General features: G+C 74.7%; 10 protein-coding genes. 5 read left to right on the top strand and 5 right to left on the bottom strand.

The genetic code is table 11. From position 1 onward, the window contains the following. The first annotated feature begins 11 nt into the window (after positions 1 to 11). The 4 genes from HNR10_RS00460 to HNR10_RS00475 all read left to right on the top strand — a co-directional run bounded on the left by HNR10_RS00460 (position 12) and on the right by HNR10_RS00475 (position 5830). A complete protein-coding gene (locus HNR10_RS00460) occupies positions 12 to 959 on the top strand; it encodes a phosphatidylinositol-specific phospholipase C (protein WP_179819923.1) in 948 nt (315 codons plus the stop codon). 214 nt (positions 960 to 1173) lie between these two features. Beyond that, entirely contained in the window at positions 1174 to 3813 is a 2640-nt protein-coding gene (locus HNR10_RS00465) for a molybdopterin-dependent oxidoreductase (protein WP_179829442.1), read from the top strand. Continuing rightward, the gene (locus HNR10_RS00470) at positions 3810 to 4796 is read left to right on the top strand and encodes an FAD binding domain-containing protein (RefSeq protein ID WP_179819925.1); all 987 of its coding nucleotides are present in this window, start codon (positions 3810 to 3812) and stop codon (positions 4794 to 4796) included. Before HNR10_RS00465 ends, HNR10_RS00470 begins: the two co-directional genes overlap by 4 nt. Positions 4797 to 5116: 320 nt before the next feature. Continuing rightward, positions 5117 to 5830 (top strand): DUF4386 family protein, encoded by a 714-nt coding sequence (locus tag HNR10_RS00475; RefSeq protein ID WP_179819926.1) that lies wholly within the window; start codon positions 5117 to 5119, stop codon positions 5828 to 5830. A 40-nt stretch (positions 5831 to 5870) separates the two neighbouring features. Here HNR10_RS00475 and HNR10_RS00480 read toward each other — a convergent pair whose 3' ends face one another. The 3 genes from HNR10_RS00480 to HNR10_RS00490 all read right to left on the bottom strand — a co-directional run bounded on the left by HNR10_RS00480 (position 5871) and on the right by HNR10_RS00490 (position 10502). Further along, positions 5871 to 8090, bottom strand: coding sequence for a molybdopterin-dependent oxidoreductase (locus tag HNR10_RS00480; protein WP_179819928.1), 2220 nt, complete (start codon positions 8088 to 8090; stop codon positions 5871 to 5873). A 173-nt stretch (positions 8091 to 8263) separates the two neighbouring features. Continuing rightward, positions 8264 to 9244 (bottom strand): D-alanine--D-alanine ligase family protein, encoded by a 981-nt coding sequence (locus HNR10_RS00485; RefSeq protein WP_218897574.1) that lies wholly within the window; start codon positions 9242 to 9244, stop codon positions 8264 to 8266. A 25-nt stretch (positions 9245 to 9269) separates the two neighbouring features. Further along, on the bottom strand, positions 9270 to 10502 hold the full coding sequence (locus HNR10_RS00490; protein ID WP_179829444.1) for an aminotransferase-like domain-containing protein: 1233 nt from the start codon (positions 10500 to 10502) through the stop codon (positions 9270 to 9272). A 566-nt stretch (positions 10503 to 11068) separates the two neighbouring features. On the opposite strand from HNR10_RS00490, the gene HNR10_RS00495 reads away from it, so the two are divergent. Next, entirely contained in the window at positions 11069 to 11866 is a 798-nt protein-coding gene (locus tag HNR10_RS00495; RefSeq protein ID WP_179819930.1) for a hypothetical protein, read from the top strand. A 316-nt stretch (positions 11867 to 12182) separates the two neighbouring features. Here the strand turns inward: HNR10_RS00495 and HNR10_RS00500 are convergent, their stop codons facing one another. Both HNR10_RS00500 and HNR10_RS00505 read right to left on the bottom strand, forming a co-directional pair. Further along, positions 12183 to 13502 carry a GAF domain-containing protein gene (locus HNR10_RS00500; RefSeq protein ID WP_179819932.1) on the bottom strand — a complete coding sequence of 440 codons (1320 nt, stop codon included), beginning with the start codon at positions 13500 to 13502 and terminating at the stop codon, positions 12183 to 12185. A 242-nt stretch (positions 13503 to 13744) separates the two neighbouring features. Continuing rightward, entirely contained in the window at positions 13745 to 15415 is a 1671-nt protein-coding gene (locus HNR10_RS00505) for a PucR family transcriptional regulator (RefSeq protein WP_179819933.1), read from the bottom strand. Positions 15416 to 15513: the final 98 nt, after the last annotated feature.

Below are 15513 nucleotides of genomic sequence, written 5' to 3' on the forward strand. Positions count from 1 at the left end.
AAGGACCCCCGATGCATCACTCCCCCCGCCGCCGAGCCGTGCTGGGCTCGGCGCTCACCGCCGCGTTCGCCCTCGTCACCGCTCCCCCGCCCGCCACCGCGTCGGCGGTCTCCGCCGACCGCGCGGGGTGGATGGCACCGCTCCCGGACTCCACCGCGCTGGCGTCGCTGTCCCTGCCCGGCACCCACGACAGCGGGGCCTGGACCGGCAGCGTGTGGTCGCGCACCCAGGACCTGACGCTGACCGGCCAGCTCACCTCGGGCGTCCGCTTCCTGGACGTGCGCACGCGCCACTTCCAGGACGCGTTCACCATCCACCACGGCGCGGAGTACCTCAACCTCAACTTCACCGACGTGGTGCGCGACGTGACCGCCTTCCTCGCCGCCCACCCCGGCGAGACCGTGCTCATGCGGATGAAGAAGGAGCACACCGAGGAGGGCAACACCCGCACCTACGAGCAGACCCTGGACCACTACATCGAGCACGACCCCGACACCCGGGACCTGCTCGCCGACCACCTGTGGGTGCCGCCGGAACAGGGCGGGAACCGCGTGCCCGCCCTGGGCGAGGTCCGGGGGCGCGTCGTGGTGGTGCAGGACTTCGCGGCCACGCGCGACTACGGCGTGCGGTGGAACGGGGACGCGCTCGACATCCAGGACGACTACCGGGTGCCCACGCTCTTCGACATCCCGGCCAAGTGGGAGAGCGCGCGCTCGCACTTCGAGGCCGCCGCGTCGGGGCCCGCCCACCTGCTCTACGTCAACCACCTCAGCGGCAGCGGGGCGCCGTGGGCCAACCCGCGCGAGGTGGCCTGGGGCGCCCTGGGCCTGCGGGGCGTCAACGACCACGCCCTCGCCCACCTGCGTTCGTCGAGCGCGGACCGGACGGGGGTGGTGGTGATGGACTTCCCCAGCCAGGAGCTGACCGACCTCGTCCTGGGCCACAACCCCTCAACGTGACCGCCACCTTTACGACGTAGATTCCCCAAGGCCGCCACGAGGGTACGCACGGGGGGCGCGGAACGTACCAACCGACCGCGCCCTCCACGGAGATACGCACAGAATGCGCGTGGAGCCGTGGATCCACCGGCGGCGATCCGGCACGCTCGTTGACACCACGCACGGCCGCCCATAAGTTGTCAGTGTCAACTTCGCAGCAATGGGACGGACCCACATGGACGTGGAAGTCAACGGCTCCTCCTGCCCGGCACCCGACGGACCCGGCGGCACGGCCGCCGGCCACCTGCGCGACCGGCTCGGCCTGACCGGCACGAAGGTCGCCTGCGGGACGGGCGTGTGCGGCGCCTGCACCATCCTGGTCGACGGCTCCCCCACCGTCTCCTGCCTCCTGCCCGCCGACGGCCTCGCCGGCCGCGCGGTCACCACCGTGGAAGGCCTGGGCGGGGACCACCCGGTCCAGCGGGCCTTCGCCGCCCACGACGCCATGCAGTGCGGGTACTGCACACCCGGCTTCGTCGTGGAGGCCGCCGCCTTCGTCGACTCCTGGCGCGCCGAGCACGGTGACGCCCGGCCCGACCGCGGCGCCATCGCCGACGCCATGGCCGGGCACCTGTGCCGGTGCGGCGCCTACGAGGGCATCTTCGCCGCCGTGGCCGACGCCTGCGCGGGGGCCTTCGACGAGCCCTCCGACCAGGACCCGCCCCGGATCGACGCCCTCGACAAGGTCACCGGCCGCGCCGAGTTCACCGCCGACCGGATCCCCGAGGGCACGTGGGAAGGAGTGGTCGTCCGCTCGGCCCACGCGCACGCGCGCGTGCTCTCGGTCGATCCCGGCGGCGCCCGCACCTCCCCCGTCGAGGCGCCCGGACCGGCCGAGGACGCCGATCCGGTCCTGGTCGACCTGCTCGGCCCCGACCGCACCGTGCGCTACGCCGGCCAGCCGATCGCCGCGGTGGCCGCGCCCACCGCGGACGGGGCGCGCGCGGCGGCGGCCGCGGTCACGGTCGGCTACGAGCCCCTGCCCGCGGTCCTGGACACCGACGCCGCCCAGGCCCCCGGCGCCCCCGCCGTCTACCCCACCCGGGCCGAGCAGCGCGCGGCCCCGAGCTACTCCGAGGGGCCCACCCCGCCGGCCCGCTGGAACGGCAACACGCGCGGTCCCAGCACCGTGGGCTGGCGCGGGGGCACCGCCGTCCGGCGGCTGCGCGCGGCCGCCGACCACGAGGACCCGCTCCTGGTGGCCCAGGAGTACACCACCGCCACCCAGGTGCACAGCCCGCTGGAACCGCACGTGTGCGTGGCCTCCTGGGACGGCGGCGACCTGCACCTGCGCGTGTCCACCCAGTCCCTGAGCCAGGTCGCCGACCGGGCCGCCGCGCACTGGGAGCTGCCGCGTGAGCGCGTGCACGTGGTCACCGAGTTCGTCGGCGGCGGCTTCGGCGGCAAGAACGGGCTGAGCACGGACGTGGTGGCCGCCGTGGAGCTGTCCCGCGCGGCGGGCGCCCCCGTCCGCGTGTCCCTGGACCGCGCCGAGGAGCTGACCGACGCCGGGCACCGGCCCGGCACCCGCACGCGCGTGGCCCTGCTGGCCGACGGCGAGGGCCGCCTGTCGGCGATGACCGTGGACTCCTACGGCGACGGCGGCGTGTCGACCGGGTCCAACACGGCCACGCTCGCGTTCCTGATGTACGGGCGCTCGCCCCGCCGGGTACGCGACTTCGACGTGATCACCCACCGTCCGCCGGGCAAGCCGATGCGCGGCCCCGGCGGCCCGCCGATGGCCTGGGCGCTGGAACAGGCCGTGGACGAGATGGCCCTGCGCCTGGGCGAGGACCCGCTGGCCCTGCGCACCCGCTGGGACGGCAACCCCAAGCGACGCGCCCTGTACGAAAAGGCCGCGCGGCTGGACCTGTGGCGCTCCCGCCCGCGCGGAGAGCGCACCGGGCGGTTCCGCCGCGGCGTGGGCGTGGCCGCCGCCAACTGGATGTACCTGCTCGCGCCCCGGGCCAAGGTGGAACTGGCCGTGGAGGACGGCGCCCTGGTGGCGCGCTCGGCCACCCAGGACCTGGGCACCGGCATCCGCTCCGTGCTCAGCGACGTGGTCACCGAACGGCTCGGCGTGCCCGCCTCGGCGCTGCGCGTGGAGATCGGCCACAGCTCCTCGGTGCACGGCACGGGCTCCTACGGCAGCCGCACCACCACCTCGATGGGGCCGGCCGCGGCCCAGGCCGCCGACCGGATGCGCGCCGCCCTGCGCGAGCACGCCCCGGACGTACCCGCCGCCGGACCGATCCCCGAGCGCGCCCTGAAGGAGGCGCTGACCGGCGCCGAGGGCGTGCGGGTGGTCGGCGAGCGCCGGGCGGACCGCTGGGGGCACCTGACCCCCGACATGGACGACCTCGCGCTGGGCCGCGGGCTCAGCGGAGCCGTGCACGTCATGGAGGTCGAGGTCGACACCCTGCTCGGGCGGGTGCGGCCCACCCGCTGCTGGGCGGGGATCGCCGCCGGACACGTCTACTCCGAGCGGCTGGCGCGCAACCAGTGCGAGGGGGCGGTGGTCCAGGGGGTGGGCTACGCCCTCTTCGAGGAGCGCCGCGACGACCCGGCCACCGGTGTCGTGCTCACCGACAACATGGAGGACTACCGCATCCCCGGGATGGGCGACGTGCCCGAGACCGAGGTCTACTTCCACCAGGAGGGGTTCGAGCACGTCCGGGGCGGCGGGGTCGGCCTGGGCGAGGTGTCGGTCGTGGGCGTGGCCGCCGCGCTCGGCAACGCCGTCCACGACGCCACCGGCGTGCGCCCCCGCGAGCTGCCCATCCGCCCGGACCGACTGATCAGGGGCCTGCGATGACCATCACCCGACCGACGGACCTGGGGGCCGCGCTGGACCGGCTCGACGGCACGGGCGCCCGCCCGCGCGCCGGGGGCACCGACCTGACCGCGTGCCTGGCCGCCGGGGTGGTCGAACCCGCCCCGGTGGTCGACCTGACCGGCGTCGAGGACCTGCGGGGCGTGGCGTGGGCCGCCGACGGGTCGGCGCGCGTGGGCGCGCTGACCAGGATCGCCGAGCTCTCCGGCGACCCCCTGTTGGCCGACGCCTATCCGGCCCTGGCCCTGACCGCCGCCGCGCTGGCCACGCCACAGGTGCGGGGGACGGCCACCGTGGGCGGCAACCTGCTCCAGCGCAACCGCTGCTGGTACCTGCGCAACCCGGCCTTCGACTGCTTCCAGACGGGCGGCGACTCGTGTCCGGCCCGGTCCGGGGACCACCTGTACGGGGTGGTCGTGGACCAGGGGCCGTGCGCGGCCCCGCACCCGTCGTCGCTGGCCGTGGCGCTGCTGGCCCACGGCGCCTCGGTCCGGGTGGCCGGCGGCCGGGAGCGGGACCTGCCCGTGGCCTCGCTCTACGACGGCACGGACCCCACCCGGGACCACGTCCTGGACTCGCGGGAGGTGCTGGTGTCGGTGGCACTGCCGGCCCCGGCTCCGGGCGAGCGCGCCGCCTACCTGCGCGCGACGGGGCGCTCGCGCGCCGAGTGGCCGCTGGTCGAGGTGGCCGTGCGGCTGGTGTGCGGGGACGACGGCACGGGCCCGGTGTCCTCGGCCTCGGTGGCCGTGGGGGGAGTGGCCCGCACCCCGCTGCTCCTGCCGGGTGTGGCGGAGGCGCTGGTGGGCGCGGTGCCCGGAACGGCGCCGGACGAGAACGTGGACGTCGCGCTGGCGGCCCTGGCCGACCTGTGCGACCCGCTGCCCGCCACCGGCTACAAGGTGGACCTGCTGTCGGCGACCGTCCGCGCCGGGGTCGAGCGGGCCCTGGGGACCCCCGCCGCGTGAACCGCGGCCCGCCCGGCGGCCCTGGCCGGCGCCGGGCGGGCCCGTGGCACGGGTCGGCGACGGTACATCGCGACCGGTGGCCCCTCCTGGCCACGTCCGCGACCGCGGCGCGATCCCGGCGTAGACTTGCGTCATGACGGCCGCGAACCCGTTCGCCCGGTTCACCACGCTGATCGGCGACACGCGGGGCCTTTCGCGAGTGCCGCTCCGGGTACCGGTACGGGTGCCCGCCCCGACCTCAGCCCACGCGACCGCGGCGAGCCTGGTGCGCCCTCGACGACCTGCCCGGCACGGAGGACGTTCCGTGGAGGGAGAGGGCGATGAACACGACGCGATGGGCCGGACTGGGCCTGCTGGTGCTGGTCCTGGTGCTGTTCGTGGGCACGGCGTTCGGTGACCCGGGCATCGACGCCGAGACGGCGGAGTCGGTGGATCAGGATGTGCGCAACGCCCATGACAGCACCCCGTGGATCGTCGTGGCCCAGGCGGTGCAGGTGGCGACGGCTCCGCTCGCGGTGCTCGCCGGGGTGGGGCTGTACCTGCCGCTGCGGCGGACCTCGCCCGGACTGGCGATGGTCGGCCTCCTGATGCTGGTGCTCGGCGGCCTGATCACGGCCCTGCAGGGCATGACGGGCATGTCGATGGTCATGACGTCCACCCTGTACACCGGGGGAAACCTGGTCCCCGCCGGAAGCGAGTACCTCCTCGGTGTGGTCCTGGCCCTGACCGCCGTGCACTGGGCGACCTGGCTGAGCGGCTGGGCGGTCCTGGGCTTGGCGGTGGCGGCCTTCGGATACGGCCTGTCGTGGCGGACCCGTGTCCTGCCCCGGTGGTCGGGATGGCTCGCCCTCGTCGTCGGCGCACTCCTGCTGGTCGCGCCGCTGGTGGCGGCGCTGTGGGTGTTCTTCTTCGCCTGGGCCCTGGGCGCCCTGCTTCTGCTGGTGTGGATGGTCGCCGCGAGTGTCGTGCTCCTGGTCCGAGCGCCGCGGGTGGAGTCCGAGTTCACGGAGGCCGGCGCGTCGCCCGGACGCTGAGTACGGTCGTCATCGCCGATCAGGTCGGCCACCGTGGCGTTCAGCCGTGGGGCAGCACCGTGACGGGGACGCCGTTGAGGACCGCGTTGCCCGAGAGCGGGTCCACCACCGAGGGGTCGGTGACGGCGTTGACGTTGACCCCCGGGTTCTGGGCGGCGACCGTCATGCGGGTGCCGGGCACGCCGTGCCCCCAGCCGTGCGGCAGGCTCACCACGCCGGGCGCGACGGTGTCGGTCAGTTCCACAGGGGCGCTGACCTCGCCGTAGGCGCTGCGCACGGTGGCCTCGGCGCTCTCGGTCAGGCCCAGGCGGTCGGCGTCGTCGGGGTGGACGTGCAGGGTGCAGGTGTTGCTGCCGCCGGTGAGCCGGGGGAGGTTGTGCGCCCAGCTGTTGTTGGAGCGCAGGTGGCGTCGGCCCACGAGCACGAGGGAGTCGCGGCGCGCGGCCAGGCCCTCGCCCAGGCGGGCGACGTCCTCGGCCACGGGCGCGGGGCAGGCCTCGACACGGCCGGAGGCGGTGGACAGGATCTCGGGGACGCGGGAGTCCAGCGGCCCCAGGTCCACGCCGTGCGGCGCGTCCAGCACCCTCTGGAGGGTGAGGCCGCCGGGGCGGGCCCCGAAGGCGTCGCCGTAGGAGCCCAGGCGCAGGAGCAGGTCGACCCGGCGCTCGGACCACGTGCCCGGGTACAGGGCGGCGGTCAGCTCGTCTGGGTCGCGTCCGTGCACGGAGGAGTCGGGGTCGGCGACGGCGCGGGCGAGGATCCGGGCGGTCTCGGCCTCGTCCACCGCGTCCGGGTCGGCTTCGGGCCCCTGTCCGGCGGCGATCTGCACGAGCCGGCGCAGGATGAGCGACTCGTCGGCCTCGCCCTCGTCCAGGGGCAGGGGCGCGGGCGAGTAGCGGACGGTGTTGCGCACCGCCAGTTCGCCGAAGGCGAGGTCGAAGTGGGGGGTGCGGCTCGGCGGCGCGGGCGGCAGGATGACGTGCGCGTGCCGGGTGGTCTCGTTGAGGTAGGGGTCCACGCTCACCATGAACTCCAGGCCCGGCAGCTCCCGGTCCAGGCGGTCGCCGCCGGGGGTGGACAGCACCGGGTTCCCGGCCACGGTGACCAGGGCGCGGACCTGTCCGCTGCCGGGGGTGGCGATCTCGTCGACGAGGGTGACCGCGGGCAGTTCGCCCTTGGCCTCGGGCAGGCCGCGCACGCGGCTGCGCCAGCGACCGAGCCGGAAGGGGCGGCTGCGGCCGGCCCCGGCCGGGCGGTGGGCGGGCCGGGGGAAGAGCGCGCCGCCGGGGCGGTCGAGGTTGCCGGTGATGAGGTTGAGGACGTCCACGAGCCAGCTGGTGAGGGTGCCGAACTCGGCGGTCGTGGTGCCCACGCGGGCGTAGACGGCGGCGGTCGGCGCGGCGGCCAGGTCGCGGGCCATCGTGCGGATGCGGTCGGCGTCGATGCCGCAGACGGACGCGACGGCCTCGGGGGTGAACTCCTTGGCCAGGGCGCGCACCTCGGCCACGCCCTCGACGTGCTCGGCCAGGGCGCCCGGGTCGGCCAGGTCCTCGGCGAAGAGGGTCTGTGCCATGGCGAAGAGCAGGTAGGCGTCGGTGCCTGGCCGGATCGCGACGTGTTCGTCGGCGAGGTCGGCGGTGCGGGTGCGCCGGGGATCGACCACGACCAGGCGGCCGCCGCGGGCGCGCAGCGCCTTGAGCCTGCCGGGGAAGTCGGGCGCGGTGCACAGGCTGCCGTTGGACTCGACCGGATTGGCGCCGAGCATGAGCAGGTGGTCGGTGCGGTCCAGGTCGGGGACGGGGATGGCCAGGGGGTCGCCGAACATCAGCCCGGAGGAGACGTGCTTGGGCATCTGGTCGACGGTGCTGGCGCTGTAGACGTTGGGGGTGCCCAGGGTGCGCGCGAGCAGGCCCGAGTACAGCTGTCCGGCCAGGGTGTGCACGTTGGGGTTGCCGAGGTAGGCGGCGACCGCGTCGCGGCCGTGGCGGCGCACGACCCCGGAGAGCCCGGCGTCGACGGCGGCGAAGGCCTCGGGCCAGTCGACCTCGCGCCAGGTTCCGCCCTCGCGCACCATGGGGCGGCGCAGGCGGTCGGGGTCGTTGTCGAGGGCGGGCAGGGTGGCACCCTTGGGGCAGACGAACCCCGCGCTGAAGACGTCCTGGCGGTCGCCGCGGGCGGCGGTCACCCGCCCGGTGTCGATGGTGAGGGTGAGGCCGCAGGTGGCTTCGCACAGCGGGCAGATCCGAAGTGCCGTTTCCATGGGGGCTCCCGTTGACATACCGGACGGTCGGTTTGCAACGACCCTACCGCCGCCCGCACCAGGTGTACACCCGCGGGGCGCCCGTACACGGGCCCGCGCACCTCCGTCCGCCCGGCACCGGGAACGGCGGCGGCCCGGACCCCTCGGGGATCCGGGCCGCTCGGTCAGAACTCTCAGCCGCGCAGGTAGGCCTGGTGCGCCAGCTCCCGGCAGACCACCGCGAAGTCGAGCCCGGCCGCGCCGGCCGCCATCGGGAACGTGGAGGTCTCCGTCAGACCGGGGGCCACGTTGGTCTCCAGGAAGGCGACCTGGCCGTCCTGGCCCACGATGACGTCGGTGCGCGACAGGTCGCGCAGGCCCAGCACCTCGTGGGCGGTGAGCGCGACCCGCGTGGCCGCCTCCAGGGCGTCGTCGTCCAGGCGGGCCGGGCAGAAGAACTCGGTCCGTCCGGCGGTGTAGCGCGCCGCGTAGTCGTAGACGCCGCCGTCGGGGACGATCTCCACCGGCGGCAGGGCCATGGGGCCCTCCCCGGTGTCCACGACGCCCACGGCCAGCTCCGTGCCCTGGACCTGCTCCTCGATGAGGGCGGAGTCGCTGTAGGCGAAGCAGGACACCAGCGCCGCGGACAGGTCGTGCAGCGACGTGACCGGCGTGGCACCGAAGGCGGACCCGCCGCGATCGGGCTTGACGAACAGCGGCAGGCCCAGGCGTTCGGCCAGCCGCTCCAGCAGCGCCGGGGCGCCCAGGTCGTGGAAGGCCGACTTGGGCAGGGCGGCACCGCGGGCCACCCGCACGCCGCGCGCGGCCAGCAGCGCCTTGGCCGCGGGCTTGGAGTAGGCGAGGCGGCAGGCGTCGGGCCGGGCGCCCACATAGGGGGCGCCGACCAGTTCCAGGACCTCGCGGATCGCCCCGTCCTCACCCGCGGACCCGTGCAGCACGGGGAAGACCACCTGGGGCGGGTCCTCGGCCAGGCGCCGCAGCAGGGTGGAGTCCACGTCGGCGACCTGCACCTCCACGTCCAGGCGCCGCAGCGCCTCGGCGACGCTGCGCCCGGAGTGGACGCTCACCTCGTGTTCGGGGGACAGTCCCCCGGCGAGAACGAGAACGCGGTCAAGGTCGGCCACGGCGCGGACCTCCTTCTGTGCTGCTGTCATGGTGCGAGGTGCCCTCACGGCTGTCTCAGGGCAGGTCGGGGGCGGGTGCCTGGCTGCCTTCGGTGGGCTGGGTCGAAGTGGTGCCGAACGTATCACGCAGGTCGACCTCGCCCTCGATCGCGCCGACCAGGCGGCGCACGCCCTCGCGGATCTGCTCCGGCGTGGGGTAGCAGAAGCTCAGGCGCATGTTGGCCCGGCCGCGCTCGTCGGCGTAGAAACCGGTGCCGGGCACGTAGGCGACGCGTTCGGCGACCGCGCGGGGCAGCATCGCCTTGGCGTCGATGCCCTCGGGCAGGGTGGCCCACACGAAGAAGCCGCCCTCGGGCCTGGTCCACGTGCACCCGTCGGGCATCATCGCGGTGAGCGCGGTGAGCATGGCGTCGCGGCGCTCGCTGTACATCGTGTTGAACACCTTGATCTGTTCCTGCCAGGGAAAGGTGTTCAGGTAGCGGCGCACCACGAGCTGGTTGAACGTGGAATGGCTGAGCATCGCCGACTCTGCGGCCAGCACGAGCTTGGCGCGGACCGCGGCCGGGGCCAGCGCCCAGCCGATCCGCAGGCCCGGGGAGAGCGTCTTGGACAGCGAACCGAGGTAGATGACGTTGCCGCTGCCCTGGGAGAACAGGGTGGGTTCGGGGTCGCCCTCGTACCGCAGCAGGCCGTAGGGGTTGTCCTCCACCACCAGGACGTCGTGGCGCTCGCAGATCTCCATCACGCGGGCGCGGCGCTCGGCGCTCATGGTGATGCCGGCCGGGTTCTGGAAGTTGGGGATCGTGTAGAAGAACTTGACCGTGCGGCCGGCCCGCGCCGCCTCGGTGAGCGAGCGCTCCAGCTCCTCGGGGATCACCCCGCGCTCGTCCATGCCCACGTGCTGGATGTCGGCCTGGAAGGCGGCGAAGGTGTTGATGGCGGTGACGTAGGTGGGAGCCTCGCACAGCACGATGTCGTCCGGGTCGACGAAGACCCGGGTGATGAGGTCGAGGGCCTGCTGGGAGCCGACTGTGACGATGACGTCGTCGGGGCTGGCGGTAATGCCCTCCAGCGTCATGTAGTCGCAGATCTGCTCGCGCAGGACGGGGTCGCCCTGGGCGGAGCCGTACTGCAGGGCCGCGGCGCCCTCCTCGGAGACGACGTCCTTGACCAGTTCGCCGATCTGGTCGAGCGGGAGCGCCGCCACGTTGGGCATGCCTCCGGCCAGGGAGACGACCTCCGGGCGCGATGCGACGGCGAAGAGTGCCCGGACCTCCGATGCGACCATGCCCTGTGCTCGGCGTGCGTAGCGGCCGACGTGCGGGTCGATACGCGAGCCCTGAGGGTTGGGCTGCTGCTCTCGGTGGTCAGCGGACACGATCCACCTCCGAAGGAAGGACGGAAATAGCGGGGCCGCCCGGGAGCCGGCCCCGACCATCGTTGGTCTGGAGTTCGACGCCCGCCGCGGCCCGGTGGTTCACAGGGTGCCGGTGACGCGGCGGAGCCGTGTGGTGGCCCTGTGAGGTTCGGGTTGTGCGAGCCGTGGATGAACACGGTTCGGTAAATGTCCAGAGTGTAGCCCACGAGCGGTCCCGACCCCGGGGCCAGGCCCCGGCCGGGGCGAGCGCCGTACCGGCGATCCGCTCCCGGCGGCCCCGCCCGGTGGCGGGCCCTGTCGCCGGGATCCCCGGTCCGGTGGGGGTGTCACACCCCGGATTGCCAGAACATGGCGGACTCTTCACTCTTTCCACCCGAGTCGGACATAGTCCGCAAGACACCTATCAGCGACATTGGTCACGTCGGGTGCGCACGCGGTGACACCCGTACCGGATCCCGCACCTGGAGGGGGAACCCATGCGAGTCCGCTCGACCACCGTCATGGCGCCGCTGTCGGCCCTGCTGATGGCCTGCGTGCTCACGACGTCCTGCGCGCTCGACGACGGCGACCGGGAGGCCGACCCCGAGCGGTTGGAGCTGGAGGCCGCCGCCGACGCCCTGTCGGTGTCGGTCCTGCGGCCGGGCGCCGAACGCGCCTTCGCGCGCGGCGGGTACGCCCTGGACGGCGGCCTGGAGTGCACGAACGAGGTACCGGCCTCGCCCTCCGCGGACCCCTCGGCCGGCCCCGGGGGCTCGGGCCCCGAGAACGGCCCCGAGAACGGCACCGAGGACGGCACCGAGGACGGACCCGAGGGCTCGGAACCGGCGGACGACCCCGCGGATCCGGACCCGGCGGGCGACGACACCGAGGAGGCCGGCGGCTCCGGCGCGGCCGCGGGCACCGGGGAGGCGAGTCCTCCGGACCGGGACGGGTTGCTGGCGGTCTACTGCACCGGGGTCACCGGGGAGGGCGAGGAGGTCGTCTTCGAGGGCCGGCTCGCCCGCGACGACCTGGCCGCGCGGGAGGCGGGCGACGACAGCCTGCCCGGGGAGTTCAGCGGCAGGGTGGCCGGTGAGGAGGTCTTCGCGCTGGACTGCTTCCAGTGCGCACCCGTGGCGGCCACCGGCGACGGCGGCGCGGAGAACGCGGAGAACGCGGAGGACGCGGAGGACGCGGAGGACGCGGAGGACGCGGAGGACGCGGAGGCCGGCGAAGGCGAGGGCGACGCGGAGGACGGCGGGACCGGAGCCGGGACGGCCGGGGAGACGGAGTAGCGCCGGAGCCGGGCGCGTCCCCTCTCGCGCGCCCGGCTTCCGGCTGGGCGGCGGCCCGCCCTGGAGGCGACCTCACTCCAGGACGCACCGCCGACACGGTGACCCGGGGACTCCCCCGACCCCTCCGGATCACCTGCGGCCCGTGGACTCGTCCGCCCCTCCCTCCGAAGGCCCCCCTCAAGGCTCGAAGGCTGTGGACGTGCTTCCGACACCGGGCCGCGACCGCCGTTCCCCCTGCTCAACCCGACGACCGCCCCGACTCCGGGCCGCGCACGTACAGACAACATCAACCCCAGCCGCCACAGCAATGGTTGCACTAGGTTGCGACGTCATCGCCAAGAGCAACCATTGGGGTTCCGTCCGGTACCGCGTTCCGCAGTCGGCGGATCTCGGGGGCCAAGGATCCGGGCAGCAGGTCGGCAGGGTTCTCCGGATAGTCGACCCGCACCCGGACGTCCTCGACGAACCGGTAGGGGCGGCTCTCGATGATCCCGCCCAGGTGCCGGCGCACCCGCGAGAGCTCGGCGCGCACGGTCACCACGCGGCCACCGTCCCCGAACACGTCCTGCGAGAGCTGAACGCCCGTGCGTCCCCGCCGGTGCACGGCCAGGAGCAGCAGGAGTTCGGCGTGGCGGGGCGTGAGGCGGTGGGACCACTGCCCGCTCGGCCCGGCCACCGAGACCGTCGGGCTGCTGCCGGACAGGTCCAGGGTGACCGTGGAGGGAGTGTCGCCCTCCACGTCCAGCGGTCGCACGAGCCACCCGCCGGGCAGGGGTTCCAGGGAGCACTCCCCCAGCGCGGGCAGCCACGCGGTCCCGGTGTCGCGCAGCGTGGGCAGGAGCACCCGGCGCACCGGCTCCATGTTCACCACGGCCGCCGTCCACCCGGCCTCGTCCACCACCATCGCGCGCCCGCCCAGTCCGGCCAGCAGGGGCGCGGCCACCGCGCGCAACCGCTCCAGGTGGGTGTGGTGGATGCTCTGCAGGTGCGCCTCGGCCAGCTGGGCGACGGCGTGCACCAGGGCGAGCGTCGAGGGATGGATGGTGTTCACGGGGCCCGTGACGTCGATGGCACCGAGCAGGCGGCCGTCCCGCGGATCGTGGATGGGGGCGCACGCGCAGGTCAGGGTGTGCAGCTGGCGGACGAAGTGCTCGGCGGAGTAGACCTGGACCGGGCGCCCGACCACCAGCGCGGTGCCGATGGCGTTGGTCCCGGTGCTCCCCTCGTTCCAGAAGGCCCCTTCCACGAGCCCGACCCGGTCGCCGGCCGACCTCATGCGGTGCGAACCGTCGCGCCACAGGATCTGGCCCGCGGCATCGGTGACCAGCATGATGTGGTCGGCCTCGTCGGCCACCGAGACCAGGGACCGGCGGATCAGCGGCAGGACCTCGGCTATGGGTGAACTGGACCGGTACGTGTGGAGCTCGTCCAGGCGGGTGACGCGGGGCGGCGGAGCCCCGTCCGGATCGATCCCGAACCGGCGCATGCGCTGCCACGAGTCCTCGATGACCGGGCGCAGCCGGACCGGCGCCGGACGACCACAGAGCGAGGCTTCGTGCACCTTGCGCAACAGGCGCGCGTGCTCACGCGCGTCGACCCCTGCGGGAAGGGCCGTGTCCAGCGGAGGAAACGACATGTGGCCCCCTGACATCGACTTGGCTACGGCGATCCCCAGTTTCGTCCTTCGGCCGCGCCCGAGGCGGTGGAATCGATAGAAACCCGTGCGGCGTGCGTGTCGAGTGACGCCTTTGCGTCCTGGTGCGAGGTTCCACCCGGGGGCCGGTGACGCCTACTGGTCGGATCCACCAGCATCGGGCATGGCGCGGGCGCGCCCCAGGCCGTGGCCGGATCCGGCCACGTGCGGGTGCACGGGCAGGTTCACGGGCGGCGTCGGGAGAGGGCGAACCACAGGCGCATGCGCTGCTCGGCGTCGGCCAGGTCCACGCCCAGGTCGCGTTCGACGCGGCCGATCCGGTAGCGGACGCTGTTGCGGTGCGTGCCCAGATCGGCGGCGGCCCGGTCCCAGTTCCCGTGGCGGGTGAGCCACACGTACAGGGTGTGGCGCAGGGTGCGCGCCGACTCGGTGTCGGCCGCCAGTGGTCCGAGCACGCGGCGGGTCAGGTCGTCGACGCCGTCCGGGTCCAGGAGGGTGTCGAAGGGGTCCGTGCCGCTCCCCCACAGGAGTGGGGAGCCGGAGGCGCGGGCGCGGACGAGGAGGGCGGCCGCCTGGCGGTCCGCCCCGGCCAGGCCGGACGGCTGGACGGGTGCGCTCAGCGCGCCCGTCCAGCCGTGCAGGCGCAGCTCGTCCAGCTGGTCCCTGTGGGCGTCCTCGCCCCGGTCGGCGAGCACCGCCCGCAGGCGCCCCTCCCCCGCGTCCCCGGTATGGTCCAGCACCGACGTGTCCAGCGGCAGGGCCGCGGGCGCGGTGTGCCGCCCCGCCCCCGCCCACGCGTGCAGCACCCGGTACTCCGCACCCCCAGGCTCGGTGGCCTCCGAGCGCTCCGTAGCCCCACCCACACCTGAGGCACCGGAGCGACCCGAGCGCTCACGGGTGTCCGCGGCCCCGGCGATACCACCTGTTCCGGAAACACCGGAGGCACCCGCAGCGCCGGCGATGCTCGTGGGGTCCGCGGGTCCGGTGGGGCCGGCGTGGGTGAGCTCGGCCAGCAGGGGGCCGGTGGCGGGCGTGACGCCGCCGTCGAGGAGCAGGCCGGTGAGCAGGCGGCCGGGGACGGGCGGGGCCTCGTTCGAGGTGCGGGCCAGCAGGTCGAGCAGGGCGGTGGCCGTGCGCAGGACCGCGCGGTCGGTGATCCCGAGCGGCTCGGGGCGGCCCACCAGGACCGCGCCGTGGTCCTCGGGCGGGGTGCCGACCGTGTGCAGGAAGACCTCGTCGTCCCCCGAACGGGCCTTGGCGCTGCGCGGGCCGCGCACCGAGGTGAGCTTGCCGAGCAGGTCGGACAGCTCGGACAGGTCGGCGGGCGCGGAGGGGGTGCGTCGGAGGGCGTCGGGACCGGCGAGAGCGGCCCAGCCGGTGAGGGACTCGGCCAGGACGCGCAGCACGCGCCCCACGGGGTCGGGGTCGGAGACCGCGCGGGCGAGCGCCTGGTGGGCCTCGCCCAGGCGGCGCAGGTCGCGCAGGCGGCGCTCCTCCAGCTCCTCGCCGACGGCCTGGCTGACGGCCGTGAACGGCGTGGGCCCGGGTACCTCCACCAGGGGGAGTCCCTGCTGGTGGCACTGCTCGATCAGTCCCGCGGGGACGGTGTCGTGCACGGGGGTCACGCCGAAACCGACCGCGCTCACGCCCGCGCCGACCAGGGAGGCGACGTAGGCGCGCAGGCCGGCCGCGGTGGCGGGGAGGTTGACGCCGGCGGTGAGCAGGAGCTCGCCGCCGCGCAGGTAGACGGCCGGATCGTCGAGCTCGCTGACCACCGCCCACCCGATGCCCGGGTCGCCCGCGGCCACGACGGTGGCCAGGTCGAGGTCGCGGCGCCCCACCACGGTGCTCAGGGGCACCGAGTGGGCGTCGTCGCGGGGCGCGGTGTCGGCCATGGCGCGGTCCTTCCCCGCGCCGTGGGCGCGGACGTGTGTCGCCGGTGTTGCGTCCACGGGTGCGCGGACCGCACGGTGTGGATGGTTCGTCCAAAGCC

The sequence above is a fragment of the Nocardiopsis aegyptia genome (assembly GCF_013410755.1).
In the GTDB taxonomy this organism is placed as follows: domain Bacteria; phylum Actinomycetota; class Actinomycetes; order Streptosporangiales; family Streptosporangiaceae; genus Nocardiopsis; species Nocardiopsis aegyptia.

What these genes read in the sequence shown, in the direction of transcription:
- HNR10_RS00505 (WP_179819933.1), bottom strand. Translation starts at nt 15,415, where the DNA reads ATGGCCGACACCGCGCCCCGCGACGACGCCCACTCGGTGCCCCTGAGC.
- HNR10_RS00465 (WP_179829442.1), top strand. Translation starts at nt 1,174, where the DNA reads ATGGACGTGGAAGTCAACGGCTCCTCCTGCCCGGCACCCGACGGACCC.
- HNR10_RS00470 (WP_179819925.1), top strand. Translation starts at nt 3,810, where the DNA reads ATGACCATCACCCGACCGACGGACCTGGGGGCCGCGCTGGACCGGCTC.
- HNR10_RS00460 (WP_179819923.1), top strand. Translation starts at nt 12, where the DNA reads ATGCATCACTCCCCCCGCCGCCGAGCCGTGCTGGGCTCGGCGCTCACC.
- HNR10_RS00485 (WP_218897574.1), bottom strand. Translation starts at nt 9,244, where the DNA reads ATGACAGCAGCACAGAAGGAGGTCCGCGCCGTGGCCGACCTTGACCGC.
- HNR10_RS00495 (WP_179819930.1), top strand. Translation starts at nt 11,069, where the DNA reads ATGCGAGTCCGCTCGACCACCGTCATGGCGCCGCTGTCGGCCCTGCTG.
- HNR10_RS00475 (WP_179819926.1), top strand. Translation starts at nt 5,117, where the DNA reads ATGAACACGACGCGATGGGCCGGACTGGGCCTGCTGGTGCTGGTCCTG.
- HNR10_RS00500 (WP_179819932.1), bottom strand. Translation starts at nt 13,502, where the DNA reads ATGTCGTTTCCTCCGCTGGACACGGCCCTTCCCGCAGGGGTCGACGCG.
- HNR10_RS00480 (WP_179819928.1), bottom strand. Translation starts at nt 8,090, where the DNA reads ATGGAAACGGCACTTCGGATCTGCCCGCTGTGCGAAGCCACCTGCGGC.
- HNR10_RS00490 (WP_179829444.1), bottom strand. Translation starts at nt 10,502, where the DNA reads ATGGTCGCATCGGAGGTCCGGGCACTCTTCGCCGTCGCATCGCGCCCG.